27 protein-coding genes are annotated in these 26,315 nt (G+C 68.8%); 8 read left to right on the top strand and 19 right to left on the bottom strand.

Annotation, left to right across the window (positions count from 1 at the left end):
* Nucleotides 1-61: 61 nt before the first annotated feature.
* Both paaZ and GCU42_RS04700 read left to right on the top strand, forming a co-directional pair.
* The gene (gene paaZ, locus GCU42_RS04695; RefSeq protein WP_114226459.1) at nucleotides 62-2,086 is read left to right on the top strand and encodes a phenylacetic acid degradation bifunctional protein PaaZ; all 2,025 of its coding nucleotides are present in this window, start codon (nucleotides 62-64) and stop codon (nucleotides 2,084-2,086) included.
* Nucleotides 2,083-3,657 (top strand): carboxylesterase/lipase family protein, encoded by a 1,575-nt coding sequence (locus GCU42_RS04700; RefSeq protein WP_205214926.1) that lies wholly within the window; start codon nucleotides 2,083-2,085, stop codon nucleotides 3,655-3,657. The genes paaZ and GCU42_RS04700 overlap by 4 nt, the downstream gene beginning before the upstream one ends.
* Nucleotides 3,658-3,730: 73 nt before the next feature.
* Here GCU42_RS04700 and GCU42_RS04705 read toward each other — a convergent pair whose 3' ends face one another.
* Genes GCU42_RS04705 through GCU42_RS04725 form a run of 5 tightly spaced genes read right to left on the bottom strand, consistent with a single transcriptional unit; the run spans nucleotide 3,731 to nucleotide 6,239 of the window.
* Nucleotides 3,731-4,282, bottom strand: a complete 552-nt coding sequence (locus GCU42_RS04705) for a F0F1 ATP synthase subunit B family protein (RefSeq protein ID WP_335341004.1) — start codon at nucleotides 4,280-4,282, stop codon at nucleotides 3,731-3,733.
* Complete coding sequence (locus GCU42_RS04710) at nucleotides 4,275-4,769, bottom strand: F0F1 ATP synthase subunit B family protein (protein WP_114226460.1); 495 nt, start codon at nucleotides 4,767-4,769, stop codon at nucleotides 4,275-4,277. The genes GCU42_RS04705 and GCU42_RS04710 overlap by 8 nt, the downstream gene beginning before the upstream one ends.
* Before the next feature lie 28 nt (nucleotides 4,770-4,797).
* Nucleotides 4,798-5,025: a F0F1 ATP synthase subunit C gene (locus GCU42_RS04715; RefSeq protein WP_114226461.1), complete on the bottom strand. Its 228-nt coding sequence runs from the start codon at nucleotides 5,023-5,025 to the stop codon at nucleotides 4,798-4,800.
* Nucleotides 5,026-5,060: 35 nt separating this feature from the next.
* Nucleotides 5,061-5,852, bottom strand: a complete 792-nt coding sequence (locus GCU42_RS04720) for a F0F1 ATP synthase subunit A (RefSeq protein WP_114226462.1) — start codon at nucleotides 5,850-5,852, stop codon at nucleotides 5,061-5,063.
* A gap of 12 nt (nucleotides 5,853-5,864) precedes the next feature.
* Complete coding sequence (locus GCU42_RS04725) at nucleotides 5,865-6,239, bottom strand: AtpZ/AtpI family protein (RefSeq protein ID WP_114226463.1); 375 nt, start codon at nucleotides 6,237-6,239, stop codon at nucleotides 5,865-5,867.
* Between the two features lie 110 nt (nucleotides 6,240-6,349).
* Here GCU42_RS04725 and GCU42_RS04730 point away from each other — a divergent pair, with 110 nt between their 5' ends.
* Nucleotides 6,350-7,063 carry a DUF4163 domain-containing protein gene (locus tag GCU42_RS04730; protein ID WP_114226464.1) on the top strand — a complete coding sequence of 238 codons (714 nt, stop codon included), beginning with the start codon at nucleotides 6,350-6,352 and terminating at the stop codon, nucleotides 7,061-7,063.
* Here GCU42_RS04730 and GCU42_RS04735 read toward each other — a convergent pair.
* The 3 genes from GCU42_RS04735 to GCU42_RS04745 are packed head-to-tail and all read right to left on the bottom strand — an operon-like array spanning nucleotide 7,045 to nucleotide 10,921.
* Nucleotides 7,045-7,431, bottom strand: coding sequence for a YdbL family probable chaperone protein (locus GCU42_RS04735; RefSeq protein WP_114226465.1), 387 nt, complete (start codon nucleotides 7,429-7,431; stop codon nucleotides 7,045-7,047). The two genes, GCU42_RS04730 and GCU42_RS04735, sit on opposite strands and share 19 nt — an antisense overlap.
* A complete protein-coding gene (locus GCU42_RS04740; protein WP_205214927.1) occupies nucleotides 7,428-7,661 on the bottom strand; it encodes a YnbE family lipoprotein in 234 nt (77 codons plus the stop codon). Before GCU42_RS04740 ends, GCU42_RS04735 begins: the two co-directional genes overlap by 4 nt.
* 5 nt (nucleotides 7,662-7,666) lie before the next feature.
* Nucleotides 7,667-10,921: an intermembrane phospholipid transport protein YdbH family protein gene (locus GCU42_RS04745; RefSeq protein WP_162789131.1), complete on the bottom strand. Its 3,255-nt coding sequence runs from the start codon at nucleotides 10,919-10,921 to the stop codon at nucleotides 7,667-7,669.
* 91 nt (nucleotides 10,922-11,012) lie between these two features.
* Between GCU42_RS04745 and radC the strand changes: the two genes are divergently transcribed.
* The gene (radC, locus tag GCU42_RS04750) at nucleotides 11,013-11,693 is read left to right on the top strand and encodes a RadC family protein (RefSeq protein WP_114226468.1); all 681 of its coding nucleotides are present in this window, start codon (nucleotides 11,013-11,015) and stop codon (nucleotides 11,691-11,693) included.
* 55 nt (nucleotides 11,694-11,748) lie between these two features.
* On the top strand, nucleotides 11,749-12,063 hold the full coding sequence (locus GCU42_RS04755) for a hypothetical protein (protein WP_114226469.1): 315 nt from the start codon (nucleotides 11,749-11,751) through the stop codon (nucleotides 12,061-12,063).
* Nucleotides 12,064-12,123: 60 nt separating this feature from the next.
* On the opposite strand, the gene GCU42_RS04760 is transcribed toward GCU42_RS04755, so the two are convergent.
* Nucleotides 12,124-12,825 (bottom strand): type 1 glutamine amidotransferase domain-containing protein, encoded by a 702-nt coding sequence (locus GCU42_RS04760; protein WP_114226470.1) that lies wholly within the window; start codon nucleotides 12,823-12,825, stop codon nucleotides 12,124-12,126.
* Nucleotides 12,826-12,952: 127 nt separating this feature from the next.
* On the opposite strand from GCU42_RS04760, the gene purB reads away from it, so the two are divergent.
* Nucleotides 12,953-14,275: an adenylosuccinate lyase gene (gene purB / locus GCU42_RS04765; protein WP_114226471.1), complete on the top strand. Its 1,323-nt coding sequence runs from the start codon at nucleotides 12,953-12,955 to the stop codon at nucleotides 14,273-14,275.
* A 21-nt stretch (nucleotides 14,276-14,296) separates the two neighbouring features.
* On the opposite strand, the gene GCU42_RS04770 is transcribed toward purB, so the two are convergent.
* The 5 genes from GCU42_RS04770 to fabD all read right to left on the bottom strand — a co-directional run bounded on the left by GCU42_RS04770 (nucleotide 14,297) and on the right by fabD (nucleotide 20,062).
* Complete coding sequence (locus GCU42_RS04770) at nucleotides 14,297-15,001, bottom strand: alpha/beta fold hydrolase (protein ID WP_240309339.1); 705 nt, start codon at nucleotides 14,999-15,001, stop codon at nucleotides 14,297-14,299.
* A 137-nt stretch (nucleotides 15,002-15,138) separates the two neighbouring features.
* Nucleotides 15,139-16,263: a molecular chaperone DnaJ gene (dnaJ, locus tag GCU42_RS04775; RefSeq protein ID WP_114226473.1), complete on the bottom strand. Its 1,125-nt coding sequence runs from the start codon at nucleotides 16,261-16,263 to the stop codon at nucleotides 15,139-15,141.
* 59 nt (nucleotides 16,264-16,322) lie between these two features.
* A complete protein-coding gene (dnaK, locus tag GCU42_RS04780; protein WP_114226474.1) occupies nucleotides 16,323-18,254 on the bottom strand; it encodes a molecular chaperone DnaK in 1,932 nt (643 codons plus the stop codon).
* 129 nt (nucleotides 18,255-18,383) lie between these two features.
* Complete coding sequence (gene fabG / locus GCU42_RS04785) at nucleotides 18,384-19,124, bottom strand: 3-oxoacyl-[acyl-carrier-protein] reductase (protein ID WP_114227730.1); 741 nt, start codon at nucleotides 19,122-19,124, stop codon at nucleotides 18,384-18,386.
* Nucleotides 19,124-20,062, bottom strand: a complete 939-nt coding sequence (gene fabD / locus GCU42_RS04790; RefSeq protein ID WP_114226475.1) for an ACP S-malonyltransferase — start codon at nucleotides 20,060-20,062, stop codon at nucleotides 19,124-19,126. The genes fabG and fabD overlap by 1 nt, the downstream gene beginning before the upstream one ends.
* Nucleotides 20,063-20,148: 86 nt before the next feature.
* On the opposite strand from fabD, the gene GCU42_RS04795 reads away from it, so the two are divergent.
* Nucleotides 20,149-21,462, top strand: a complete 1,314-nt coding sequence (locus tag GCU42_RS04795) for an APC family permease (protein ID WP_114226476.1) — start codon at nucleotides 20,149-20,151, stop codon at nucleotides 21,460-21,462.
* Here the strand turns inward: GCU42_RS04795 and GCU42_RS04800 are convergent.
* Nucleotides 21,419-22,585, bottom strand: a complete 1,167-nt coding sequence (locus tag GCU42_RS04800) for an aromatic ring-hydroxylating oxygenase subunit alpha (RefSeq protein ID WP_114226477.1) — start codon at nucleotides 22,583-22,585, stop codon at nucleotides 21,419-21,421. The two genes, GCU42_RS04795 and GCU42_RS04800, sit on opposite strands and share 44 nt — an antisense overlap.
* A gap of 15 nt (nucleotides 22,586-22,600) precedes the next feature.
* On the opposite strand from GCU42_RS04800, the gene GCU42_RS04805 reads away from it, so the two are divergent.
* Nucleotides 22,601-23,509: a nickel-binding protein gene (locus GCU42_RS04805; RefSeq protein WP_162789132.1), complete on the top strand. Its 909-nt coding sequence runs from the start codon at nucleotides 22,601-22,603 to the stop codon at nucleotides 23,507-23,509.
* Nucleotides 23,510-23,552: 43 nt separating this feature from the next.
* Here GCU42_RS04805 and GCU42_RS04810 read toward each other — a convergent pair whose 3' ends face one another.
* From GCU42_RS04810 to GCU42_RS04825, 4 genes are all read right to left on the bottom strand, one after another.
* Nucleotides 23,553-24,071 (bottom strand): hypothetical protein, encoded by a 519-nt coding sequence (locus GCU42_RS04810; protein WP_240309340.1) that lies wholly within the window; start codon nucleotides 24,069-24,071, stop codon nucleotides 23,553-23,555.
* 78 nt (nucleotides 24,072-24,149) lie between these two features.
* Nucleotides 24,150-24,770 (bottom strand): GTP cyclohydrolase I FolE, encoded by a 621-nt coding sequence (gene folE / locus GCU42_RS04815; protein ID WP_114226479.1) that lies wholly within the window; start codon nucleotides 24,768-24,770, stop codon nucleotides 24,150-24,152.
* On the bottom strand, nucleotides 24,767-26,080 hold the full coding sequence (locus GCU42_RS04820) for an FAD/NAD(P)-binding protein (RefSeq protein ID WP_114226480.1): 1,314 nt from the start codon (nucleotides 26,078-26,080) through the stop codon (nucleotides 24,767-24,769). The genes folE and GCU42_RS04820 overlap by 4 nt, the downstream gene beginning before the upstream one ends.
* Entirely contained in the window at nucleotides 26,070-26,306 is a 237-nt protein-coding gene (locus GCU42_RS04825; RefSeq protein WP_114226481.1) for a DUF6356 family protein, read from the bottom strand. The genes GCU42_RS04820 and GCU42_RS04825 overlap by 11 nt, the downstream gene beginning before the upstream one ends.
* Between the last annotated feature and the right edge of the window lie 9 nt (nucleotides 26,307-26,315).

Here is a 26,315-nt window from a genome sequence, read left to right on the forward strand (position 1 = left end):
TCCATAACGGACCGACGTTGGCGCTCTTCGCGCGCGGCGGCGGATCGCCTAGGGTGCGGCCATGAAGACCCCTCAATTGCTCAATTACGCATCGGGCCGATGGACCCCGGGCGATGCCGCCAGCCTGACGGAATTGGCTTCAGCGATCGACGGCAGCCCGGTCGCGCTGACCGGTTCGGGCGGGCTCGACTTCGCCGCGATGGCGACTTTCGCCCGCGAAGTCGGCGGCCCGGCGCTGCGCCGCCTCACCTTCCACGAGCGGGCGCGAATGCTGAAGGCGCTCGGCCTCGCCATCCTCGCCCGCAAGGAGGAATTGTACGAGCTCAACTATGCGACCGGCGCGACCCGCAAGGACGGCTGGATCGATATCGAGGGCGGCGCGGGCACGCTCCTCTCCTTCTCGTCCAAGGGCCGCCGCGAGCTGCCCGATGCGCACGTCCTGCTCGATGGCCCGCTCGAGCCGCTGAGCAAGTCGGGGCTGTTTGTCGGCCAGCATATCTTCACCCCGCTGCAGGGCGTCGCGCTCCACATCAACGCCTTCAACTTCCCGGTCTGGGGGATGCTCGAGAAGCTCGCCCCGACCATCCTCGCCGGCGTCCCCGCGATCGTGAAACCGGCCAGCGCCACCGCCTGGCTGTGCGAGGCCGCCTTCCGGGTAATGATCGAGGCCGACATCCTCCCGCCGGGCGCGGTGCAACTGATCGTCGGCGGGGTCGGCGACCTGTTCGATCATCTGTCGGGGCAGGACGTGGTCAGTTTCACCGGCTCGGCCGCGACCGCATTGAAGCTGCGCACCCATCCGGCCATCCAGCGCGAAAGCGTCAAGTTCATTGCCGAGCAGGACAGTCTGAACGCATCGCTGCTCGGTCCTGACGCGGCCCCCGGCACGCCCGAATTCGACCTGTTCGTCCGCGAAGTCGTCACCGAGATGACGGTCAAGGCGGGGCAGAAGTGCACCGCCATCCGCCGCGCGATGGCGCCCGCCGAGCATCTCGACGCGGTCGAGGCCGCGATCCGCGACCGGCTGGCGGCCACCAAGGTCGGTGATCCCCGCGCCGAGGACACGCGCATGGGCGCGCTGGTCAGCCGCGCCCAGCGCGACAGCGTCCGCGAGGCGGTCGCCGCCATCACCGCCCAGGGCGCTCTGGTCGTCGCCGGCGATATGCAAGCCACCACCGGCCCGGACGGCGGCGCCTTTTTCTCGCCGCTGCTGCTCCGCGCTGACGATCCCTGGGCCTGCGAAGCGGTCCACGATGTTGAACCGTTCGGCCCGGTCGCGACGGTGATGCCCTACCGCGACCTGGATGACGCCATCGCGCTCGCCAACCGCGGGCGTGGCAGCCTCGCGTTGTCGCTATTCACCCATTCGCCCGAAGCCGCGCGCGACTTCGTCCTCGGCGCGGCGAGCTTCCATGGCCGAATGCTGGTGATCGACCGGACCAACGCGAAGGACTCGACCGGCCACGGCTCGCCCCTCCCCGTCCTCGTCCACGGCGGCCCCGGCCGCGCCGGCGGCGGGGAAGAGATGGGCGGCATCCGCGGCGTCGCCCACTATATGCAGCGCACCGCGATCCAGTCCTCGCCCGCGATGATCGCCGCGATCACCGGGCAATATATCCCTGGCGCGCCCAAGCACTTCGTTGATGCCCATCCCTTCCGCAAGAAGATGAGCGAGCTTCACATCGGCGACACGCTGCGGACCAAGAGCCGCACGGTCACCATCGAGGACATCGAGCATTTCGCCCACTTCACCGGCGACACCTTTTACGCCCACATGGACGAGGAAGCTGCCAAGGCCTCGCCGATCTTCGAGGGCCGGGTCGCCCACGGCTATCTGATCCTGAGCTTCGCCGCCGGCCTGTTCGTCGATCCCGATCCCGGCCCCGTGCTTGCCAATACCGGGCTTGAGAACCTCCGCTTCCTCACCCCGCTCTATCCGGGCGACAGCATGCGGGTGGAGCTCACCGTCCGCTCCAAGAGCCTCAAGAGCGAAGACACCGGCGTGGTCCGCTGGGCAGTCGAGATCTTCAATCAGAAGGACGAGCTGGTCGCGACCTACGACCTGCTGACGGAGAATGTGCCGTGAGCCGGCGCCTGCTGCTGGCGCTGATCGCCGCGAGCGTGGCCGGTCCGGCGCTGGCCGCACCGCCGCCGGCCGCGACGGTGGAGACCGGGCGTCTCGCCGGGATCGTCGATCCTGCCGGCGTGCGGATGTTCCGCGGCATCCCCTTCGCCGCTCCGCCGGTCGGCCCACTGCGCTGGGTCGCTCCGCAGCCCGCCGCCCACTGGCATGGGCGACGCGACGCAAGCAGCTTCGGCGCGCGCTGCCTGCAGCGACCCTTATTCTCGGACATGCAGTTCCGCTCGCCCACTCCCAGCGAGGATTGCCTGTTCCTCAACGTCTGGCAGCCACCGCGCGGCACCCCAATGCCCCGAAATGGCTATCCCGTGTTGCTGTTCTTCTACGGCGGCGGCTTCGATGCCGGCGATTCTTCGGAGAAGCGTTACGACGGCGCGGCGCTGGCACGGCACGGGATCGTCGTGGTGACCGCCAACTACCGGCTCGACGTGTTCGGCTGGATGGCCCACCCGCTGCTGACGGCCGAGAGTCCCGCCCATGCCTCGGGCAATTACGGCCTGCTTGACCAGGTAGCGGCGCTGAAATGGCTCCGGCGCAATGCTGCGGCGTTCGGAGGCAATCCCAGGCACATTACGATCGGCGGCGAATCGGCGGGGTCGATCTCGGTCAGCGCGCTGATGGCCTCGCCACTGTCGCGCGGGCTGATCGCGGGGGCGATCGGGGAGAGCGGCGGGGCGATGGAGAAGATCGCCCCACCGTCGCGCGAGACTGCCGAGCGCGAGGGCGTCGCCTTCACGGCCGCGCTTGGCGCGACCACGCTGGACGCGATGCGCGCGCTCACCCCCGAGGCGCTGATGGCCGCGCGCGACCGCGGCGCCCCAATCACCACCGGGATCATCGTCGACGGCCTGGCGCTGACCGAACTGCCCGCCGCCACCTTCGCCGCCGGCCGCGCCGCGCATGTGCCGCTGCTGGTCGGGACCAACTCGCAGGAAGCCGGCGCCGCCGCGTTGCTCGACCAGGCACCGCGGACTGTCGCCGCCTATCGCGCCGCGCTCGCCCGCGCCTACGGCGCCCGGGCCGACGCGCTGTTCGCGCTCTACCCGGCGCGCTCTGACGACGAGGTCACCGCCGCCGCCACCGCACTCGCCGGCGACGATTTCCTCGGTGTCTCGACCTGGCGCTGGTTCGACCTCCAACGGCGCACCGGCGCGCCGACCTACTGGTATCAGTTCGCCCGGGTCCGCCCGCCGTTCGTCACCGACCCCGCCGACAAGCCGCGTGAATTTGGCGCGGTGCACAGCGGCGAGATCGAATATGCGCTCGGCAACCTCGCGGTGAACCCGCTCTACCGCTGGGAGCCGGCCGACCGCGCCGTCTCACGGACGATGCTCGGCTATTGGGCCAATTTCGTGAAGCGCGGCGATCCCAACGGCGCCGGCCTGCCGCGCTGGCCCCGCGCCACGCGCGACCCCGGCCGGATCGAGCGCCAGCGGATCGACGTCGTCACTCGTCGCACGCCCTTCGTCGAGCAGCGCCGCTACGAGCAGGCGGCGCCGCTTCTCTCAGCACCATAGGCGGCGGGAAAGCGAAAATGAAAATGCCGCCGGATCGCTCCGACGGCCTTTTCAAGCTACACTGCGACGGGATTTAGCGGCCGAGGCCGGCGATCGCCTGGTCGATGATCGCCTTGTCGGCGCCGGCATCATGCCGCTCGGCGATGATCCGCCCGGCAGCCTTGGCGGCGGCATCGGCGGCGGTGGCGCGAAGCTGCTGTAGCGCGGCGCGCTCCTCGGCGGCGATCTTGTCCTCGGCCATGCGGGTGCGGCGCTCGACCAGCTGGGCGGCGTCGCTCTCGGCCTTGGCGCGGATCGAGTCCGCCTCGTGGCGGGCGCGCTCGAGCATCGCCGCGGTTTCCTGGTCGGCGGCGGCGAAGCGCGCCTGATACTCGGCCTTGAGTGCCTCGGCTTCCTTGCGCAGCTCGGCGGCCTCGTCGAGCTGGGCGCGGATGGCGGCGATCTTACTGTCGAGTGACTTGCCGATCGCGGCCGGGACCTTTTTCCACAGCATCAGCAGGATGACGACCAGCATCGCCAGCCCGACCAGCATGGTCGCGTCGAAGCCGAGCGCGCTCGGATCGACATGATGCTCGGCGCCGGACTCCACCTCGGTGTGGGTGGCTTGGGAGACGTTATCAGCCACGGACGAGCTCCTGCTGGACGGCGGCGCGGGCGGTGTCCGCGTCGACGGTCAGGCCGGAGACCCGCGCGACCATCGCCGCGGCGGCCTCGGCGGCGACATTCTCGATCTCGGCCTGGGCCGAGGTCTGCGCGTCGCGGATGCGGCGGCTGGCCTCGTCGAGCTTGCCGGCCGAGACCTGATCGGCCGCGGCGACCTTGGCTTCGGTCGCCTTGGCGCCCTCGGCCTTGGCGTCAGAGGCGAGCCGCGCCGCTTCGGCCCGGCTGCGGTCCATCGCGTCGCGATAGTCCGCCTCGAGGCCTTCGGCGGCCTGCCGCGCACCGGCGGCTTCCTGGAGGTCGGCGGCGATCCGGGCGTCGCGCGCGTCCACCGTGCCCTGGATCTTCGGCACCATGCCGAGACCCACGAACACGAAGATCGCGCCGAAGATGATCGCCAGCCAGAACAGCTGCGATGCGTAGATTTCGCCGATTTGGGCGATCTGCGGCATGGCCGACCCCTAAGGAGTGTTCAGTTGGTTAGGCGACGAACAGCAGGATCATCGCCACGACGAACGCCAGCAGGCCGAGAAGCTCGGCGGCGGCGAAGCCGATGAACAGACGGCCCTGCTGGCTGTCGGCGGCGGCCGGGTTGCGCAGCGCGCTCTCGAGGAACGAGCCGAACACGTTGCCGACGCCGAGGGCGGCCATGCCGACGCCGATCGCGGCGAGACCGGCACCGAGAAGCTTGGCGGCATTTGCGTCCATGATGAATTACTCCCTTATCTATTCTGGTTGTTGGCTTAGTGAAGGTTGATCGCGTCGTTGAGGTAGAGCGACGTCAGCAGCGCGAAGACATAGGCCTGGATCGCGGCGACCAGCAGCTCGAGCGCCGAGATGCCAATCATCAGCAGCAGCGACGGCAGGCTGACCACCGGGGCGACCCACATGGCGTCGGCGTTGAGGCCGTTGATGACGAAGCCGGCCAGCACCTTCAGCAGGATGTGCCCGGCGGTCATCGCCACGAACAGTCGCAGGCCGAGGCTGAACGGCCGAACGAGGAAGCTCAGCAGCTCGACCAGGAAGATGAGCGGGATCATCACCAGCGGGGTGCCGTGCGGAACGAACAGGCTGAAGAAATGCAGCTTGTGCTTGGCGAAGCCGACGATCAGCACGATCGAGAAGGAGACGATCGCCAGCACGCCGGTGACGGTCAGGTGGCTGGTGACGGTGAAGGGGTGAACGCCCGGCACGATCCCGAACGGCAGCAGGCCGAGGACGTTGGCGACCAGAATGAACATGAAGAGCGAGAAGACGTAGGGGACGTACTTGCGTCCCGCCGGCCCGATGTTGGTGTCGAGCATGTCGGTGATGAAGCCGGTGACTCCCTCGACCATCACCTGCCAGCGGCCGGGGACGAGCTCACGCTTCATGCCGCCAAGCATGAACGCCCAGATGACGAGCGCGGTCAGCGCCATCCACAGCGCCGAGTTGGTGAAGGCGATCGAGTGGCCCGCAATGCTCCAATCCTGGCCGAACAGGGGTTCGACCTTGAACTGGTGCATCGGATCGATCTTGCCCGACTGAGCCGCCACTTGCCTCTATCCTTACTTGCGCAACGACAATCTGATGATGCTCCAGAAGCCGCCGATCGTGCCCAGCACAACCCCGACCACCAGACCAACGTGCCCCGTCCCGAACCAGCCGTCGAACAGCCAGCCGAGCAGCGCCCCACCGAGCAGACCGCCGAGCAGGTAGGACAGCACGCGCTGCCCGGTCTGCTCGTTCGTGTCGGCCGGCGGTCCCTTGCCGGCCCGCGTTTCTTCCTTCCGCCGCGCCTCGGCCACTCGCTCTTCGAGCCGGTCGAGCCGCGCATCCGGGGGAAGCAACGGGTCCGCCCCGGGCTGTTCATCCACCATGACCCCGACTCCCTCATGTGCGCGGCGGCGCAGCGAAAATCGCGCGTCGATCGCGTAAGGCAAGGAACATGGCGGCCAACCAGCCCGCCAAGGCGCCGCCCCTTTAGCAGGGGGGGCGCACAGGTCAACCGTATGCGCTGGCCGGTGGAGCGAGTGAGGCCTAGGGTGCCGCGATGCTCAGTCTCCTCCTGCTGGCCGCCGCGCCGGTCACCGTCGGATCGAAGGACCAGTTCCTCGCCTTCCATTATGCCTGGTCGGCCGAGGCCGCCGCCATCTCCGCGCTCGACCGTCGCTTCCGGGCCGATTCGGCGCACCAGCGCGCGCGCTATGCGGCGATGGCGCGAACGGATTATGCCGAGCGGCAGAAGAGCCATTTCCCCTGGCCCGCGCCCTACGAGTTCCAGCGCGACTGGCACACCGCCGGCCAGACCCCGCGGCTCCTCTCACTGTCATCGCTGACCTACGTCTTCAGCGGCGGCGCGCACGGCAATTCGGCAACCCTGCCGCTATTGTGGGACCGCCGCCTTGGCCGCGAGGTCAAGATCGACACGCTGCTGCAGCGCAGCGGCTGGTGGGACGGCGCGATCCGCCAGCCCTATTGCATCCTCCTCGACCGCGCCCGCGCCGTCCGCCGCCAGGCCCCGGTCGACAAGACCGACAGCTTCGGCTTCGGCGCCTGTCCGCAACTCAAGGAAGTCACGCTGACCCTCGCCGACGAGAATCGCAACGGCCGGCTCGACCATGTGGTGGTGACCGCCGACCCCTATGTTGCCGGCCCCTATGCCGAGGGGATGTACAAGGTCAGCCTACCGCTGACCGCGGCGATGATTGCGCGGATCAAGCCCGACTATCGCGCCAGCTTCGAGCCTCAGCCACCCGTGCAGTAAGCGGGGACGGGCGCCGGCTGCCCCGGCTCGCGCCGCCGCCACTGGCCGTCGGCGAGCATGTAGGCCTCGCCCACCTCGAGCCGCGCCAGCGTAGTGCAGCCGGCAGTGATGCCGACATCCTGCGGGCTCAACCGGTGCAGCCCGGCGAAGCGGGTGTAGATCGCCCGGCGGCGAATATTGACCGCCTCGGTCTGGACCCGCGCGGCGTTGCTGTCGGGCTCGCGGACATAGCCCAGATAGCCGTCGTAGCGCTCGCCGATCACCCCGGCCGACTTGACGGCGAGCAGCGCCGTCGGCCCGCTCTGCGCCAGTGCCGGACCCGCCGCGACCAGCAGGCCGGCCGCCGCCAGCAGCAGCGTCCGCCTCACTGGCGCGGCGCCGGCGGCGTGGTGGTGGTCGTGCCCGGTTGCCGCGGGAAGGCCTCGGGATTCTGGTTGATCAGCGTCTCGACGTCCTTCTGCATCCGCACCACCACTTCCTGGCGGATGGCGACGTTCAGGTTGATCTCGATCGGCTTGTCGGGGGTCTTGACGCTGATGCAGCCGGACAGCGCCGCGGGCAGCGCTGCGGCGAGCAACAGGGGTTTGCGGGGGATCATGGGCATTACCTCGCTGGCGCGGTCGTCTGGTCGACGACGGGGGTCTGGGTCTGGGTCTGCTCGTCTTCCTTGCGGCGCACCTCGGTGGTGATGCCGGGAATATTCTCGAGCGGCACCTCGAGCGTGGTCGAGATGAGCTCGCGCGGGTCGCGCATCGATTTCGCCATGTTGATCAGCGCGCGGAAGGGCCCGCGGATCGAGACGTTGAACTTCAAGGGCACGTTGATCACCCGCTGGATCAGCCGCTGGGTCCCGGTGCTCCCCGCCAGCGACACGCCGTCGACCGTCAGCCTGGTGCCGAATTCGCCGGCCAGGTCGCCGTCGAGGCGGATGATCATCGAGCGGTAGCGCAGGTCTTTCAGCGCATTGAAGACGAGGTTGCCCGCGGTGCCGAGGTCGGCCTTGCTGACCGTGCCGTTGTACGACAGCCGCCCGCCCGGCGCCCGGCTGTCGAGCCGGCCGCCGACGATCCGACCGCCATTCTCGTCGAAGATCATCGGCAGCACGCCATCGAACACGCCCTCGGCGGAAATCTCCTTGAAGCCGAAGCTCTGGACGAACTGGTTGGCGTCGAGCCCTTCGACCCGGAAGGTCAGCCGCTTGGCGCTCGGCTTGCCGAGGTTGAGCACCGTTTCCTGGAGAATCAGCGTGCCGCCCATGAACGGCCAGCGCCCTTCTTCGATTCGGACCAGCTGGCCGGGCAGGAGCTGGTAGCGGACGGTGCCGTTCAGAACCTCGATGCCCGGGTTCAGACTGGCAATGCTGAGCGTCTGGCCGGGCGCGGTCTCGAGGCCGAGCAGATCGCTGAAATTGATCGTGCCCTTCAGGCCGGTGACCGGACCGAAGGCGGCGGCGAGGTCCATGTTGTCGGTGGTGAACGAGCCGGTCGAGGTGACCTGGGCGTTGTTCCAGTCGATCCGCCCCTGGCCGTGGACCTCGCCGTTGACGAGCGCGATGACGCCTTCGCTGAGGCGGGTGAGCTGCTCGGGCTGGAGCCCGCCGGTGGAGAAGCGGATGCCCGGCACGTCGAGGGTCGCGCCGCCGACCCCGCTCGATAGGCGGTGGCGGATGGCGACGTTGGTGACCAAGGTCCTGCTCGAGGGCTGGTGGAGCGAGCCCGATGCGGTGATCAGGTCGTGGTCGAGGAGGAAGCGGAAATCCTCGCTGCGCAGCGCGTAGAAGCGCGGCGGGTCGACCCCGATGTCGTTGGCGGTCAGCCCGCCCGCTACGCTTAGCCGGCCGTCGACGAAGCGCCAGTCGCCGCGCGCCTCGGTCATCTTGAGCGGCACCTTGCCAATGATCCCGTCGCCGCCGCTGAACATGCCCGCGAGGCCACCCGGGATGAAGCTGCCCTTGAGGTTGGCGGCATCGAGCAGGATCGGCGCCGCCGGATTGCCGAGCCGCGCGCGCACGGCGGTGAGGTCAAACCGCTTGGTGTCGAGCATGGTCAGACGCTGAGTCTGCGCGAAAAAGGGCGAGCTGCCGAGCCGGCCGGCGACGGCGAGCCGGTTGGCGAAGGCGCCCACGCCGATCGCGCCATTGGCCTGGCGCGTGACGATCGCCTGACCAGTCGCGCAGACGGGAACGGTGGTCCGCCCGAGCTGGAGCGAGCCGAGCTGGAGCGCGGTGAAGGACATCGGGACGCAGCCGCGCCCGAAGGCCAGCGCCGAGCCCGGCCCGATGCTGCCGTTGACCGGGAAGCGCAGGCCCTGGACCCGCCCGCCGGCGAGCGGCCCGTCAAGCACAACCACCGTGTCGAGGCTGGTCCCACCATTCGCCTGCGCGGCGAAGGTCACCGGCGCGAGCGCCAGCCGTGCGCCGCCGGCGGAATAAGGCGCGAGCTCGGCGCGGCCGCTGACCGGGCCGCCGCCGCGCGGCATGCGGAGCGCGATCCGCGCGGTCGGCAGCCCGCCACCCTCGGTCGCGACCGTGCCGTCGAGGCGCAGCTTCTTGCTCGGCCAGTAATAAGTGATGCCGTCGCCGCCGGCGACCTGGATGCGCGCGCCGCTGGCGCTGCGGACGTTGGCGGTCTCGACCCTCACGGCACCGCCGCCGGTGAAGTTGACCAGGCGCAGCGAGCCGTTGGCCGCCATGTCGCGCGTGGCGTTGCCGACCGCCTGGCGGAGTGCGACCGCGAGCGGCTCGAGTGGGGTACCCTTGGCGCCGCCGAGGCTGTCGGTGAAGCCAGCGGTCAGCGTCGGCGCGAGGCTCACCCCCTGCACCGCATAATCCGACACCAGGGTGATCTCACCGCGCCGGGCGTTGAGCAGATAGCTGCCGCTGAGCCGCGTCCGCGCGGCGCTCACGTCGGCCAGCCGCGCGCCGAGCGCAGCGACGTCGAGCTTGCCGAGCGCGCGCGTGGGATCGCCCGCCACGCTGACCGTGCCGTTCATCCCGGCCAACGCGTTGACCCCGACGTGAACCCCGGCGGCGCCGACCCGCGCCTTGCCAAGAAAGCGCTCGAAGGCTTCGCTGAACGAGACGTCGACGTCGAACCGCGGCTGGGCGACCGCGATGTTGCTTGTCGGGCAGGAGAAGCCCGTGGCCGACACCGGTCCCGTGACCTGCGGTCGCCGCGCGATCACTGCTAGCCGGACCGTCGCTCGCATTCCTTCGAGGCTGCAGCGCCCCGGCGCCAGTCGCGGGCTCGACGCCGCCAGCCGGCCCTTGAAGCCGCCCGTCAGATTGCCCGCCCCCTCGACCGCGACTCCCAGCGGCCCGAACGGGGTCGCCAGCGCGATAGACGTGTCGGCAAGATCGACCGCGATATCAGGGAGCGTGAACGGCTTGCCCGGGGTCGACGGGGTCGGCAGCAGCTTGTCGAGCTGGCCCCAGCTGACCTTGTTGCCGACGAAGCGACCGTTGAGCCGGACCCCGCGCGCCACCACGCGATAAATTTCGACCCGCCCGTTAAGCAGGATCCGCATCTGCACCTGCGCGATCCGCGCGGTGAGGTCGGGCCGGCGCGGATCGCCGATAACGAGGTTCGAGACCTGCTGTGTGCGCAGGCCCACCCGGTCGAGATGATAGGTCGCCTGCACCCCGCGCTTGGCAAGTTCGCGGGCGAGGATGTCGGACGCGAGCGGACGCCGCTGGGTCCACACCACCGCAATCGCCACCACCAGCAGCGCCAGGAGCCCGAGGAGCAAATAGCCGAGCAGCCGCGGCCAGCGCCGCCGCCGACGGGCGGCGACGAGCGGGGACTCGGCTGACCCAGCTTCCTCCGGCCGCTCGGGATTTACGCTGGGCTCGACGGTCATTGTCCTTTCAAACTGCGGGGCGCCGATGCCGTTCCGCCACCGGCATGATCGCGGTTGCGCGCGCGCCGGCTTTGCTCTTACTCTGTGGCCCATGGGCGACAAGCCGAATGGCGCCGACGGGCATCGCGCGCGCCTTCGGCAACGGCTGCTGGACGGCGGTGGCGACGCGTTGCTTGATCATGAGCTGGTTGAATATCTGCTGACCACCGGACTGCCGCGCGTCGACACCAAGGACAAGGCCAAGCAATTGCTCGAGACCTATGGCCGGCTCGGCCGGCTGCTCGGCACGCCGCCGCAAGTGCTTCTGCGCGAAGGGCTGTCGGAGCCAGTTGTCGGCGCGCTGGCGATCGCCCGCGCCACCGCGCAACGCCTGCTCGAGACGCGGCTCGAGGACCGCCCCGTGCTGTCGAACTGGGAGGCGCTGAGCGATTATCTCAAGGCAACGATGGCCCACCTCGCGATTGAGCAGGTGCGCGTGCTGTTTCTCAACGCCAAGAACATGCTGCTGTCGAATGAAGCCCTATGGACCGGCTCGGTCGACGAGGCGGCGGTCCATGTCCGCGAGGTAATGGCGCGCGCCATCGCGCTCGGCGCCAGCTCGATCATCATCGTCCACAACCATCCCAGCGGCGACCCCACCCCGAGCCGCGCCGACATCCGCCTCACGCAGGAGCTGGTCGAGGCCGGCCGCCTGATGAAGGTCGCGGTCCACGATCACATCATTGTCGGCACCCAAGGCCAGACCAGCCTGCGCGCGCAGGGGTTGATGTGATGACCTTTCGCCTTCCCCTAATGCGACCGAGACCGATCATGGCGATCTTGCTGCCATGACTGACGGGCTCGCAATCTCCCTAGCGATTGCCGTCGCAATCATCCTCAATGTGACAGCGACGCTCACCCTGCGTCGGTTTCTTCAATCGGCTTTCGCGATCACCGTCTTTGGCGGCATGCTAATTCCGGCAATGGTCGGTCTGTTGGGGTTGTATGAGCTGAGCGACATGCAGGTCGACAGCCCACCACCCGGCGCACTTCTGATCGGCGGGGCGATAATGATCGCCATTCTGACGCCCTGCACATTGCTCATAAGCTGGGCGACGAATTGGGCCGCGAACCGATGGCAGCGATCGCGGCGCGTGGGCTAAGATCGCACCTGATCCGAGAACGGCGGCGACCGGGCACAATCCGGCCGCCGTGCTCATCCTTCAGGCGGCAGCGTCGGCCGGTTGCCGCGCCAGCACCTCGAGCAGCGCTTGCGCCGCCGGTTCGCTCGACGCCGGATTCTGGCCGGTGATCAGCTTGCCGTGGACCGCGACGTGCGGCTTGAAGGCTTCTACCTTGCTATATTCGGCGCCCTGCTCCTTGAGCATGTCCTCGACCAGGAACGGCACCACCGCGGTCAGCCCGACCGCGGCTTCCTCCTCGTCGGTGAAGCCGGTCACACGCTTGCCCTTGGCGAGCGGCTGGCCGTCCTCGGCTGTGACGTTCTTGAGGACGCCGGGGGCGTGGCAGACCAGCGCCACCGGCTTGTCGGCACGCAGCGTCTGCTCGATCAACGCCTTGGAGTTGGCATCTTCGGCCAGATCCCACAGCGGACCATGCCCGCCAGGATAGAAGACCGCGTCGAAGTCGTCCGCGGACACCTCTTCGAGCCGCCTGGTGGTGGCGAGCTGCTGCTGCGCGGCGCTGTCGCCCTTGAAGCGCTTGGTCGCCTCGGTCTGCGCGTCGGGAGCGTCGCTCTTGGGGTCGAGCGGCGGCTGGCCGCCCTTGGGGCTCGCCAGCGTCACTTCATGCCCGGCGTCGGTCAGGACGTAGAATGGCGCGGCGAATTCCTCGAGCCAGAAGCCGGTCTTCTTGCCGGTGTCGCCAAGCTGGTCATGGCTGGTGAGGACCATCAGTATTTTCATCGCGCTGCGCCTTTTTTCTGATCTGCGTGCTCGTCCCCGCCCGACCCACAGATAGGTATGCTGCCCGAGCATTCCACCCGGCCCGTCCGATTGCCGCTTGCCGCCGCCCCTGCTAGGCGCGCGGCCCATGATCCCCCGCTATTCCCGCCCCGCCATGACCGCCATCTGGGAAGCCGAGAACCGCTTCCGCATTTGGTGGGATATCGAGGTCTTCGCCGCCGAGGCGATGGGCCAGATCGGGATGATCCCGGCCGAGGACGCGCAGAAAATCGTCGCCGCGCATGACGCCAAGGCGATCGACCCGGTCGACGTCCCCGCGATCGACGCGATCGAGGCGGTGACCAAGCATGACGTCATCGCCTTCCTGACCTGGATCGGCGAGCGGCTCGGGCCCGAAAAGCGCTATCTCCACCAGGGCATGACCAGCTCGGACGTGCTCGACACCGCGCTGGCGGTACAGCTGACCCAGGCGGCCGACATCCTGCTCGCCGACCTCGACGAGCTGCTCGCCGTGCTTGAGCGGCGCGCGTTCGAGCATAAGCTGACGCCGACCATCGGCCGCAGCCACGGCATTCATGCCGAGCCAGTCACTTTCGGCCTCAAGCTCGCGCAGGCGCACGCCGAATTCGCCCGCAACAAGGTCCGCTTGCAGGCCGCGCGCGCCGACATCGCTACCTGCGCCATCTCAGGCGCGGTCGGCACCTTCGCCAACATCGATCCGCGGGTCGAAGAGCATGTCGCCCAGCGCCTCGGCCTGACTCCCGAGCCGGTCTCGACCCAGGTCATCCCGCGCGACCGCCACGCGATGTTCTTCGCGACGCTCGGCGTCATCGCCTCGTCGATCGAGCGGCTGGCGACCGAAGTCCGTCACCTCCAGCGCACCGAAGTGCTCGAAGCCGAGGAGTATTTCTCGCCCGGGCAGAAGGGCAGCTCGGCGATGCCGCACAAGCGCAACCCGGTGCTGACCGAGAACCTCACTGGCCTCGCGCGGATGGTCCGCTCGGCGGTCACCCCGGCGCTCGAAAACGTCGCCCTCTGGCACGAGCGCGATATCAGCCATTCGTCGGTCGAGCGCTACATCGGCCCCGACGCGACCATCACCCTCGATTTCGCCCTCGCCCGGCTGACCGGGGTCATCGACAAGCTGCTCGTCTACCCCGAGCGGATGCAGAAGAACCTCGACCGCATGGGCGGCCTCGTCCACTCGCAGCGGGTACTGCTGGCGCTCACCCAGGCGGGCCTCAGCCGCGAGGACGCCTATGCCCTCGTCCAGCGCAACGCGATGAAGGTATGGGAATCGGACGGACGCTTAAGCCTGCTCGGCCTGCTTCAGGCCGACCCGCAAGTAACCGCCGCCATTCCGCCCGAGCAACTCGCGAAGAGCTTCGACCTCGATTACCACCTCGGCCAGGTCGACACGATCTTTCGCCGCGTGTTCGGCCGCGTCTGAGCATTGCCTTTGGCTGGCCTGTTAGGCAGCCGCTCCCGTCGCTTCGAGAATGAGCCGCGCCGTGGCGGCAGGCTCGTCCCACATCGGGTAATGGCCGCTATGGTCAAACCAGTGCAGACGCGCACTCGGGAAAGCGGCGGTGGCCCGACGGGCCTGACGCGCCAGACAAAGTCGGTCATGCCGACCCCAGCCGATCGTGACCTTGCCGCTCCCGGCGGCACCAGGTCCGCGCTGCTCCGGCCCGGTCGCCAGATCGTCGATCAGCGCCGCCGCCGTGGGCGTGCTTGCCAAAGCCTCCAGTTCGCTCGCCACGAGCGTCCCATCGAGCTGCCACGGATGAGCGGATAGCTGCGCCAGCAGGACGCTTCTTCCGACCGCACTTCTCGCCAGTGGCGCAAGCATATGCGTGCGGGAAAGCCCGCGCAGGAGCGCCAGCGATGCCTGCAAGGTGGTGCGGAACAGCGTGCGCTCGGCTCCGCGCCAAAAGCCGCCCGGATCGAGCGCGACGACCGGCCCGGCGTGATCGCGCCGCGCCAGCTCGAGCACCATTCGTGCGCCCAGCGAGCTGCCTACCACGGCCGCCGCGTCCAGCTGACGGTCGGCGATGAAGTCGGCCACACTGCGGGTGAGCCCGGCGAAGGTGCCGCTGTCGTCTTCGACCGGTTTGCCGTCGTGGCCCGGAAGAGTGACGATGATCAGTTCGTGATGGCAGGCCAGCACGGGCACGATCGGATCCCACGCGGACGGTGTATTTCCCAGTCCATGGACGAGGAGTAGCGGCGGCCCGTAGCCGGTTCGATAATGATGCATGGACGACGAACGCGCGGCGTTGGCTTAAGGGTGCCGGCTCCACGCCGAACCCTCTATCCCAACGCGTCCTTCAGCCGCCCGAAGAAGCTCTTGCTCGCCGGGCATTCTTCGCCGGTCTCGGTCTCGCGGAATTGGGCGAGCAGTTCCTTCTGCTTGGCCGAGAGCCTGGTCGGCGTCTCGACCAGGATGCGGGTGACGAGGTCGCCGCGGCCGCGGCCGTTGACGACGCTCATCCCCGCGCCGCGCTGGCGCAGCGTGTCGCCCGACTGGATGCCGGCGGGGATCTTGATCTCGATCGGCTGGCCGTCGATGCCGGGAACGGTGATGCTCCCGCCCAGCGCCGCAGTGGTGAAGCTGACCGGGCATTCGGCGATCAACGTCGTGCCCTCGCGCCCGAACAGCGCGTGGCGCTTCAAATGCACGAACAGGTAGAGGTCGCCGTTCGCGGCCCCGCGTACGCCCGCCTCGCCCTCGCCGGCAACGCGGATGCGGGTGCCCTCGTCCACCCCGGCGGGGATCGAGATCGATAGCTGGCGGCGCTTGAGGATGCGGCCTTCGCCTTCGCAGCTCGGGCAGGGATCGGCGATGGTCACGCCATGGCCGTGGCAGGTCGGGCAGGCACGCTCGACCACGAAGAACCCCTGCTGTGCGCGGACCTTGCCCTGCCCGCCGCAGGTGGCGCAGCGCTCGGGCCGGCTTTCGCCGCGCGAGCCGTCGCCGCCGCACGGCTCGCACCGCTGCAGCGTCTCGATCTCGATGGTCGACTGCTTGCCGGCGTACGCCTCTTCGAGCGTCAGCTCGAGGTCGTAGCGCAGGTCCGAACCGCGCGCGGCGCTCTGCCGGCCGCCCCCGCGCTGGTCCATGAATTCGCCGAAGATCGACGAGAAGATGTCGGAGAAGCCGTCGAACCCGGCGCCGCCGCCGAACGGATCGCCACCCATTCCGCCCTGCTGGAAGGCGGCGTGGCCGAAGCGGTCGTAGGCCGCGCGCTTCTGCGGGTCCTTGAGGCAGTCGTAGGCCTCATTGAGCGCCTTGAACTTGGCTTCCTTGTCGGTGCAGCCGCCGTGGCGATCGGGATGGCATTCCATCGCAAGGCGGCGGAACGCGGCCTTGATCTCCCGCTCGTCGGCGGTCTTGGCGACCCCGAGCAACTCATAATAGTCGGTGTGAACCGTCATGGGCGAAACCTAAAAACCGCCGCCCCGGTGAGACGCACCGGGGCGGCGCTCATGATGGCTTACGCCTTCTTCTCGTCGTCGACTTCGGAGAATTCCGCGTCGACAACTTCCTCGTCGTTCGAGCCCACGTCGGCCGCCTGCTCGGCGCCGGCACCGGCTTCGCCACCGGCGCTCTGCTGGGTCTCGTAGATCGCCTGGCCAAGCTTCATCGCCGACTGGGTCAGCGCCTGGACCTTGGCGTTCATCGCGTCGGCATCGCCGCCCTCGACCGCGGCCTTGGCCTCGGCGATGGCATTCTCGATCTCGCTCTTCACTTCCGGGCTGACCTTGTCGCCATGCTCGGCAAGCTGGCGCTCGGTCGAGTGGATCAGGCTTTCGGCCTGGTTCTTGGCCTCGGCCGCCGCCTTGCGCTTCTTGTCGTCTTCGGCGAACTGCTCGGCCTCGCGGACCATCTTCTCGATGTCGTTGTCGTTGAGCCCGCCCGACGCCTGGATGCGGATCTGCTGCTCCTTGCCGGTGCCCTTGTCCTTGGCCGAAACGTTGACGATGCCGTTGGCGTCGATGTCGAAAGTAACCTCGATCTGCGGCACTCCGCGCGGCGCCGGGGGGATGCCGACCAGGTCGAACTGGCCGAGCACCTTGTTGTCGGCCGCCATCTCGCGCTCACCCTGGAAGACCCGGATGGTGACCGCATTCTGGTTGTCGTCGGCGGTCGAGAAAACCTGGCTCTTCTTGGTGGGGATGGTCGTGTTGCGATCGATCATCCGGGTGAAGACGCCGCCCAGCGTCTCGATGCCGAGCGACAGCGGGGTCACGTCGAGCAGCAGCACATCCTTGACGTCGCCCTGGAGCACGCCGGCCTGGATGGCGGCGCCGATGGCGACCACCTCGTCCGGGTTGACGCCGGTGTGCGGCTCCTTGCCGAAGAACTCCTTCACGACTTCACGGACGCGCGGCATGCGGGTCATGCCGCCGACCAGCACGACCTCGTCGATCGCCTTGGCGTCGAGCCCGGCGTCCTTGAGCGCCTTGCGGCACGGCTCGAGCGTCCGGTTGATCAGATCGGCGACCAGCTTCTCGAGGTCGGCGCGGGTGATCGTCTCCACCAGGTGGAGCGGAGTGGTCGAGCCACCCTCCATCCGCGCGGTGATGAACGGCTGGTTGATCTCGGTCGTCGCGGCCGACGACAGTTCGATCTTGGCCTTCTCGGCGGCTTCCTTGAGCCGCTGCAGCGCAAGGCGATCCTTCTTGAGGTCGATACCTTCCTTCTGCTGGAATTTCTCGGCCAGATATTCGACGATCTTGGCGTCGAAATCCTCGCCGCCGAGGAAAGTGTCGCCGTTGGTCGACTTCACCTCGAACACGCCGTCGCCGATCTCAAGCACCGACACGTCGAAGGTGCCGCCGCCAAGGTCATAGACCGCGATCGTCTTGTTGTTGTCCTTGTCGAGGCCGTAGGCGAGCGCCGCCGCGGTCGGCTCGTTGATGATGCGCAGCACTTCGAGGCCCGCAATCTGACCGGCGTCCTTGGTCGCCTGGCGCTGGGCGTCGTTGAAGTAGGCCGGGACGGTGATCACCGCCTGGGTGACCGTCTCGCCAAGATAGGCCTCGGCCGATTCCTTCATCTTCTGCAGCGTGAAGGCGCTGATCTGCGATGGGCTATAGTCCTTGCCGCCGGCCTGCACCCACGCGTCGCCGTTCGCGCCCTTGACGATCTTGTAGGGGACCAGCTCGGTGTCCTTCTTGGTCACCGGGTCGTCGAACCGGCGGCCGATCAGGCGCTTCACCGCGAAGATGGTGTTGTCGGGATTGGTGACGGCCTGGCGCTTGGCGGGCTGGCCGATCAGCCGCTCGCCGTCCTTGGCAAAGGCCACCACCGACGGTGTGGTCCGCGCGCCCTCCGAATTCTCGATCACCTTGGGCTTGCCGCCCTCCATCACCGCCACGCAGCTGTTGGTCGTGCCGAGGTCGATCCCGATCACTTTCGCCATATTTATCAGACCCTTTGACTAGCCCCCGGACTCCTCCTCCGAGGCGCCGGATTTCGTTATTACGGCGGCGATATAGGGGTCAGTTCGGGCGCAACAAGGGTTGTGGCTTTCGGGTGCAACGGTGCGGCGTCAATACATCGCCATGCCACCATTCACGTGCAATGTCTGGCCAGTCACATAGCCGGCTTCCTTGCTGGCGAGGTAGCATACCGCGGCGGCGACATCCTCGCCCGTGCCCATCGCCCCCGACGGGATCTTGCCGAGGATGGCGGCGCGCTGAGCCTCGTTCAGCGCATCGGTCATCACAGAGGTCATGAAGCCCGGCGCCACCGTGTTGACGGTGATCCCGCGCGTCGCCAGCTCCTGCGCCACCGCCTTGCTCATGCCGACGAGACCGGCCTTGGAGGCGACGTAATTGGCCTGCCCCGGGTTGCCCGTCGCGCCGACCACCGAGGTGATCGAGACAATCCGCCCGAAGCGCGCCTTCATCATCGGCTTGGCCGCCGCGCGCATCAGCCGGAAGGCGGCTTCGAGGTTGATGCGGATCACGTCCGCAAATTCCTCGTCCTTCATCCGCATCAAGAGGTTGTCCCGTGTGACGCCGGCGTTGTTGACCAGGATGTCGAGCTTGCCGCCGAGCGCCTCTACCGCCTGCGGCACCAGCGCATCGACCGCCGCCCCGTCGGACAGGTTGCATGGCAAGGCGACATGGTCCCCGCCAAGTTCGTCGCGGAAGGCGTTAAGCTTGGCCTCGTTGCTCCCGCTCACCGCCAGCCGCGCGCCCTGCGCGCTGAGCGCCTTGGCGATCGCGCTGCCGAGGCCCCCGCTCGCGCCCGTCACCAGCGCGGTCATTCCGGTCAGATCGAACATCATGCGAGCTCCTTCGCCAGCGCCTCAATATCGTCGATGGTGAGCAGGCTCGTCACCTTGGCGTCGGGTGCGGTGCGTTTGACCATGGGTCCAAGCACCTTGCCGCCCAGTTCGACGAATTCCTCGACCCCGGCGGCGACCATCTCCTGAACGCTCTCGCGCCAGCGGACCATGCCGGTCACCTGCTCGACCAGCAGCTCGCGGATGCGCGCGGGATCGCTGACCGCCGCGGCGATGATATTGGCGAACACCGGTACTGCCGGCGCCATGAGGTCAATGCTCCCGAGCGCCTCCGCCATGCGGTCGGCGGCGGGCTGCATCAGCGGGCAGTGGAACGGCGCCGACACCGGCAGCAGCACCGCGCGCTTGGCGCCATGATCCTTGGCGATGGCCACCGCGCGCTCGATCGCGCTGCGCTTGCCCGAGATGACGACCTGGCTCGGATCATTGTCGTTGGCGACGGTGCACACCTCGCCCTCGGCGGCCGCGGCGGCGATCGCTTCGGCCTTGTCGAGATCGGCGCCGAGCAGCGCCGCCATCGCGCCCTCGCCGACCGGCACCGCCGCCTGCATCGCCTGCCCGCGTAGCTTCAGCAGCTTGGCGGTGGTGGCGAGATCGAACGTCCCCGCCGCGCACAGCGCGCTATATTCGCCGAGGCTGTGCCCGGCGACGAAGTTCGCCGCCTTGGTCAACGACACGCCGCCCTCCTGCGTCAGCGCGCGGAACACCGCGATGGCATGCGCCATGATCGCCGGCTGCGCATTCTCGGTCAGCGTCAGCTGGTCCTCGGGCCCCTCGGTCATCAGCTTGAACAGATGCTGGCCGAGCGCCTCGTCGACTTCGGCGAAGGTGTCGCGCGCAGCGCGGCTGGCGATGCTCAACGCCTGTCCCATGCCGACCGATTGGCTCCCCTGCCCGGGAAAGATGAACGCGCGCATGGTGCCTCCTCGTGAACGTGTCGGCGCGGTTAGGCTGCGGCGTCGCAATTGCCAAGCCGGGCCGGGGGTGCAAAGCCGCCGGCACGATGACCGAAACCGCCACCCTCACCCCGCCTCCGCCGCCACCGGCCAAGCGCCTCGGCGGCGCGATGAGCCTGGCGATGGTGGTCGGCACGATGATCGGCTCGGGCATCTACCTGCTGCCGACCACGCTCGCGCCATTCGGGCCCAACATCCCGGTCGCCTTCGCGCTGACCGTCGCCGGGACGATGCTGTTGGCGATCACCTTCGCCGCGCTCGCCCGCAAACTGCCCGGTGGCCCGTTCGTCTATGTCCGCACCGCCTTCGGCGACACCGCCGCCTTCCTCACGCTGTGGAGCTACCTCGTCTCGCAATGGGTCGGGGTCGCGGCGGTCGCGATCGCGGTCGGCGGGGCGATCGGCCACGTCCTCCCCGCGGCGGCGAGCGGAGCTGGCCTTAGCATCGTCGCATTGGGCTCGATCCTCATCCTCCTCGTCATCAATCTCACCGGGGCGCGCTCGGCGGGGTGGGTCCAGCTGACCGCCACGCTGATCAAGATCATTCCGCTCATCCTCGTCGTCCTGCTGCTCGCCGCGCGGGTCGGCGGCGGCCAGCCGGCCGAGCCGCTCGCCGCGGTGCCCGTCGGCCTCGCCGGGATCGCCGGCGCGGCGGCGCTGATGCTTTTCTCGCTGACCGGGTTCGAAGCAGCGACCGTCACCGCCAACGTCACCGACGATTCGACCGCGGTGGTCCCGCGCGCGACCATCCTCGGGACCGGGCTGACCGGGGCGATCTATTTCGCCGCGACGCTGGCGACGCTGATGATCCTGCCGAGCCTCGTCGCCGCCAAGAGCAGCGCGCCCTTCGCCGACGCCATCGCGCCCCTGCTCGGCCCCGAGGCGGGCGCCGTGGTCGCCGTGATCGCCGCGATCAGCGCCTTCGGCACCTGCAACGCGCTGCTCCTGCTCTCGGCCGAGGTCGGCCAATCCATCGCCGCCGCCGGCGACCTGCCGCCACTGTTCGCGCGCACCAACGCCGCCGGCGTGCCGGTCGGCTCGCTGCTGGTCGGCGCCGCCATCGCCGCGGTGCTGGTCGGCCTGAGCACCTCCGACAGCTTCGTCAGCGTCTACGAATTCATGGCACTGGTTTCGACCGTCGCCAGCCTGGTGCTCTACGCCGTCTGCGCCGCCGCCGCGCTCAAGCTCCGCCCGAGCCGTGGGCTGGCCATCCCGGCGCTCGCCCTCGTCTACGCGCTCGCGATGTTCGTCGGCGCCGGGCTCGAGGCGACCGTCTGGGGCCTCGGCCTCGCGCTCGCGGGCTTGCCGCTGCGCTGGCTCAGCCGGCGCTCCACCCCCGCGGCGGGGGCGACTCCAGCCTAGCTTCGGGGATCAGCCGCCGCAGCTTCTGCGCGAAGCTGCGCAGGCACACTTCCGACGTCCCGAGCGGGCCCGGCCGATAGGTCGGCGAGGCCATCCCCTGCTGCACCCGGGTGATGAGTTCGGTGTCCTCGGCATTGACACGCCGGTTGATCCGCCAGTTGAGGTACCGCGCCGCGCGCATCTCACGCCGGTCGTCGGGCAGCGCGTAGCTGATCTCGCGGATCACCGTCTGGGTGGCGCTGACCGGCAGGAACTGCATGAAGTCGACCTGATCGGGGTAGATGTCGAACGCCACGTTAGGCCACAGCTTGTAGTAGAGCCACTTGCGGCGGTGGCTCGGCGGTAAATGCCCGGCCTCGGGCAACAGGTTCTGATAGGCCCGCTCGGACGGGTTGGCCGAGGGCTGCTCGACGAGGTCGCCCTCCATCCGGTCGACCTGCTCGTGCGCCTCAATCTTGTAGCCGCGACCGAACAGCCGGGTCAGGCCGGGATGGCCGATCGGGATGTGCAGCCCATCCGAATAATTGTCCGCGATGGTCTTCCAGTTGAGATCGCGCGGGCGCAGCGTCACCCGCCCGATCGCGCGCAATTCCTCGAACCGGTAAGGCGCCACCTCATCCTCGAACGGCGCCATCATCGCGGCCACGCTTGGCGCACCCGGCTCGAGCGTGACGAACAGGAAACCGTGCCAGCGCTCGAGCGCGACCGGCACCAGGCCGAGCTGGTCGGTTTCGAGCCCCGGATATTCGCGCCGGTGGGGCACGCCGACCAGCCGCCCGTCGCGCGCATAGCTCCAGCCGTGATAGGGGCAGGTCAGCACCCGGGCGCAGCCGCCCTCGCCGTCGACCAGCCGCGAGCCGCGATGGCGGCAGACGTTGGTGAAGGCGCGCACCGCGCCGTCGTCGCCGCGGATGACGATGATGCTTTCGCCCAGATAGTCGAGGCTGCGCCATTCCCCCGGCGCGGCGAGCTCGCTCTCGTGACACACCACCTGCGGCACGGCGCGGAGGAAGGCGCGGCGTTCGGCGGCGAAGAATTCGGAATCGTGATAGAGCCAGCCTGGCAGGCTGACGCCGTCGAGCGGATCGGCAGCGGGATCGACGGGGCGGAGCTGGGTAGCCATGGCACGATGTCTGCCATGCGCAGCATCGACCGGCAACGATCTGGCAATGGCGAAATTACCTCATTTGCGCTACGGCAAGGCGAAGCCGGGGGTCTCATGCCACTTTACCTCGACATCCATACGGTGCCGGGCGCGGATGCCGAGGACCTGCGCCGCGCGCACCTTGCCGATCTTGCGGTGCAGGCACAGCACGGGGTGGACTACCGGCGCTATTGGCATAACGCCCAGTGCGGCAAGGCCTTCTGCCTGTTCGAAGCTCCCAATGCCGAGGCGGCGCGGCAAGTCCACCAGGAGGCGCACGGCCTGGTGGCCGAAAAGATTATCGAGGTTGATCCCGACATGATCGACGGCTTCCTCGGCGCCGGCGAAGCTGACGCAAACGGCGCAGTTTGGCTGCCCGGCAGACGCGAGCGCGATACGGCCGTCCGCAGCGTCCTTTTCACCGATCTCGTCGGCTCGACCGAGCTGGCGCAGCGGCTCGGTGACGATGCTGCTTTCGAGGTCTTGACGACCCACGACGCCATCGTTCGCGCGGCGGTGGCGCAGCATGGCGGGCGGGTCGTCAAGCATACTGGTGACGGTGTGATGGCGGCCTTCGTTTCGCCGGTGCAGGCGGTGCGGGCCGCCTGCCAGATTCAGACGGCCGTGGCGGCGCTGATCCCCGACAACGGTCGACCCGCATTTCAACTTCGGATCGGCGCGGCCGCAGGCGAACCGATTGAGCGAGACAACGACCTGTTCGGCTCAACTGTGAACTTAGCCGCGCGCTTATGTGCTTACGCCGAGCCCGGCAGCGTCCTGGTCACCAACGCGATCGCCGAGCTTTGCCTTGGCAAGGGGATGAAGTTCGCGGCGGTGGGCGAAGTCGAACTCAAGGGTTTCGACGAACCGATCCGAACCCGCGAGGTGGTGATCAACTGCTGAGAGGCGGAGCGGAACCGATCGGCTCCGCTCCGCCGCCTTTCACTCAATAATGCGGGGGGAACTGGGCGTTGATCACCGCGCCGCTCGGCAGCTGGCACTGGCCAAGACCGCCACTCGCCAGCCCCGAACTCGGCCGCGCGAGGGTGAAGTGGCAGCGCATGAAGCCGCCCGGGCCCTGCAGGTTGGCGAGCACCTGGCCGCTGTAGTGGGTGATGGTCTCCATGTCCGGACCCCACGGGCCCCAGCCGCCCCAGCCGCCGCCCCAGCGACGGCCGCCCCAGCCGCGGCCCCAGCCGAAGCCGGCGCCCCAGCCGTTCCATAATGGGCCATAATCGTCGACCCGCGATTCCTGGGTGACCTGGAAGAACGGACCCTGGAACTGCTGGCCGTTGGTCAGCGACGCGATCATGGTGCCGCGGGTGCCGCCGGTCTCGGTCCAGTTAAACGTGGCGCCGAGCTGGCCATTGGGCGACTGGCCGGTGCCCATGCCGGTGGTGGTGCAGGCCGACGCCGCCAGCAGCGCCGCGGTCGCCGCCGCCAGCTTCAAAGAACGATTTATCATCGAGATGCTCCTCGCAAGGGTACGGCACCACAACGAACGACCCGCGCCGCCGGCTCCCTCGGCAAAGTTACATTTGGTTCAAGCGCTTGGCCGGCCGATCAGCGCCAGCACTTCCTTGCGGCTGCGCTCGTCCTCGCGGAAGGTGCCCATCATCCGGCTGGTGGTCATCATCACGCCCGGCGTATTGACCCCGCGCGCGGTCATGCAGGCATGGGTCGCCTCGACCACCACCGCGACGCCCTTGGGCTGGAGATGCTCCCAGATGCAGTCGGCGACCTCGGCGGTCAGCCGCTCCTGCACCTGCAGCCGGCGGGCGAAGCCGTGCAGCACGCGCGCCAGCTTGGAGATGCCGACCACCCGGTTATGCGGCAGATAGGCGATGTGCGCCTTGCCGATGATCGGCGCCATGTGATGCTCGCAATGCGACTGGAAGGGGATGTCCTTCAGCAGCACGATCTCGTCATAGCCGCCGACTTCCTTGAAGGTCCGGCTGAGGTGGTGCGACGGGTCCTCGTCATAGCCGCGGGCATATTCCTTCCACGCCCGCGCGACCCGTTTGGGGGTGTCGAGCAGCCCCTCGCGCGCGGGGTCGTCGCCCGCCCAGCGAATGAGCGTGCGGACCGCGTCGGCGACGTCGTCGGGGACCGGCAGCTTGGGCGGCGGTCCCACCAAGTCGCCGTCGTCGGGGGTGTCGCTCATCGCCTCGCCAGCTCCGCGCTGATGTCCTCGGCCACCGCGGCCGCCTGCCCACGAATATCGGGAACCGCGGTCATTTCCCAATAGCGGCCCTTGGTCAGGGGCCCGAGCGCCCACAGCCCCGCCCCCGCCCGGTCGTGCGCATCGACCTCGAGCCCGATGCCGAAGCGGTCGGGGCGAACCTCGCCACGGCTGAGGAGGTCGGCGAGCAGCGGATCGCGGGTCCTCGCGATCTCGCCCAGCGGACCGGTGCAATTGACCGCGAGGCAGAAGCGCCGCTCGACGATCCCGTCGCCGCGCCGCTGGATCGTCGCGCTCACCTCGCCGCCCTCGTCGCGCAGGGAATTGAGCCGCCCGGCCATGATCCGCAGCTTGCCCGCGGCGATCAGCTCCTTGAGCTGCGCCGCGACGTCGGGCGCGATGCGGTGGCGGTGGATGTCCCACCACGGCCGCGCGTGGCGGATGAAGCGCGCTTCCTCGGTTTGGTCGAAGCTCTGCCAGATGGCGTGGCTGTGCGGCCGCAGCGAATCGACCGCGGCGCGGAAGCCGACCTCGCCTGAGCGCCGCCGCAGCCAGCGCGAGAGGCGGGTGACCGAGCCCAGCGGGACTTCGCTCAGCTCGACCGGCGCGGGCGGCGGGGCCGGGTCGGCGTGCGCGCGCGGTACCAACCCGCGCCGCGACAGCGCGGTGATCTGCCCACGGTGGCCCGCCGCCACCAGCGACAGCACCGTGTCGACCATGGTCAGCCCGGTGCCGATGATCAGCACGTCGCTGTCGCGCTCGGCGGCGCGCGCGATCGCGGCGCGCGCCTCGGCGGTCCACGGATTGGCGACGTAGAGCTCAGGCGGCAGGCCCTCCGCGACCGCCAGCGGCGCCGGCGGCTGGTTGCCCTGCGCCAGCACCAGCGCGCGCGCGTCGAGCGTGCTGCCTTCGCCCAAGCGCACGCGCCAGCCATTCGTGGTGCGCTCGGCACCGGCGGCCGTCTGCTCGACCAGCGGCACCGCGCTTTCGGCAAATTGCTCGGACAGGTAGCGGCCGAAGGCGCGCCGCTCCGCGAAGGCGCCGCCGGGCAGCCCGCTCCAGCCTGCGAAATGCTCGGGCGCGTCGGGCCACGCGCTCATCTTGGCGGCCGGCACGTTGAGCACGTGCGCCGGATCGGTGGTCGAATAGGCCACCCCGCGCCCGGCCAGCCCCGAGCCGTCGATCACCACGCTGGCGACCCCGCGGCGGGCAAGCTGCAGCGCGGTCATCGTCCCCGAGAACCCGCCTCCGACAATCGCGACCGGCGTGTCGCCGGTCTCGTCAGATTTCATAATCGGGCCAGTCGGGGCTGCCGTGCTTGCGCTTCTGCATATAGTCGTGAAGCCGGACCACCGTCCGCCCGGCGGTCTCGGTGAACACGCCCGGCACCACCGCGTGGATCAGGCACGCGGTCCCCGCGCCGATCATCTCGCCACCGATGCGGACCGCGCCGACGGCATGACCCGCCCAGCTCATCCCCAGGGACTTCGGGTGATTGGTGAACAGCCGGCCCAGCACTTGCTTGCT

Origin of the sequence: Sphingomonas ginsengisoli An et al. 2013 (genome assembly GCF_009363895.1) — a bacterium.
Lineage (GTDB): Bacteria > Pseudomonadota > Alphaproteobacteria > Sphingomonadales > Sphingomonadaceae > Sphingomicrobium > Sphingomicrobium ginsengisoli.

Coding starts and splice junctions, on each gene's coding strand:
- paaZ (WP_114226459.1), top strand. CDS start 62: ATGAAGACCCCTCAATTGCTCAATTACGCATCGGGCCGATGGACCCCG.
- GCU42_RS04710 (WP_114226460.1), bottom strand. CDS start 4,769: ATGCCGCAGATCGCCCAAATCGGCGAAATCTACGCATCGCAGCTGTTC.
- GCU42_RS04715 (WP_114226461.1), bottom strand. CDS start 5,025: ATGGACGCAAATGCCGCCAAGCTTCTCGGTGCCGGTCTCGCCGCGATC.
- GCU42_RS04730 (WP_114226464.1), top strand. CDS start 6,350: ATGCTCAGTCTCCTCCTGCTGGCCGCCGCGCCGGTCACCGTCGGATCG.
- GCU42_RS04740 (WP_205214927.1), bottom strand. CDS start 7,661: ATGATCCCCCGCAAACCCCTGTTGCTCGCCGCAGCGCTGCCCGCGGCG.
- GCU42_RS04745 (WP_162789131.1), bottom strand. CDS start 10,921: ATGACCGTCGAGCCCAGCGTAAATCCCGAGCGGCCGGAGGAAGCTGGG.
- radC (WP_114226468.1), top strand. CDS start 11,013: ATGGGCGACAAGCCGAATGGCGCCGACGGGCATCGCGCGCGCCTTCGG.
- GCU42_RS04755 (WP_114226469.1), top strand. CDS start 11,749: ATGACTGACGGGCTCGCAATCTCCCTAGCGATTGCCGTCGCAATCATC.
- GCU42_RS04760 (WP_114226470.1), bottom strand. CDS start 12,825: ATGAAAATACTGATGGTCCTCACCAGCCATGACCAGCTTGGCGACACC.
- purB (WP_114226471.1), top strand. CDS start 12,953: ATGATCCCCCGCTATTCCCGCCCCGCCATGACCGCCATCTGGGAAGCC.
- dnaJ (WP_114226473.1), bottom strand. CDS start 16,263: ATGACGGTTCACACCGACTATTATGAGTTGCTCGGGGTCGCCAAGACC.
- dnaK (WP_114226474.1), bottom strand. CDS start 18,254: ATGGCGAAAGTGATCGGGATCGACCTCGGCACGACCAACAGCTGCGTG.
- fabG (WP_114227730.1), bottom strand. CDS start 19,124: ATGTTCGATCTGACCGGAATGACCGCGCTGGTGACGGGCGCGAGCGGG.
- fabD (WP_114226475.1), bottom strand. CDS start 20,062: ATGCGCGCGTTCATCTTTCCCGGGCAGGGGAGCCAATCGGTCGGCATG.
- GCU42_RS04795 (WP_114226476.1), top strand. CDS start 20,149: ATGACCGAAACCGCCACCCTCACCCCGCCTCCGCCGCCACCGGCCAAG.
- GCU42_RS04800 (WP_114226477.1), bottom strand. CDS start 22,585: ATGGCTACCCAGCTCCGCCCCGTCGATCCCGCTGCCGATCCGCTCGAC.
- GCU42_RS04805 (WP_162789132.1), top strand. CDS start 22,601: ATGCGCAGCATCGACCGGCAACGATCTGGCAATGGCGAAATTACCTCA.
- GCU42_RS04810 (WP_240309340.1), bottom strand. CDS start 24,071: ATGATAAATCGTTCTTTGAAGCTGGCGGCGGCGACCGCGGCGCTGCTG.
- folE (WP_114226479.1), bottom strand. CDS start 24,770: ATGAGCGACACCCCCGACGACGGCGACTTGGTGGGACCGCCGCCCAAG.
- GCU42_RS04820 (WP_114226480.1), bottom strand. CDS start 26,080: ATGAAATCTGACGAGACCGGCGACACGCCGGTCGCGATTGTCGGAGGC.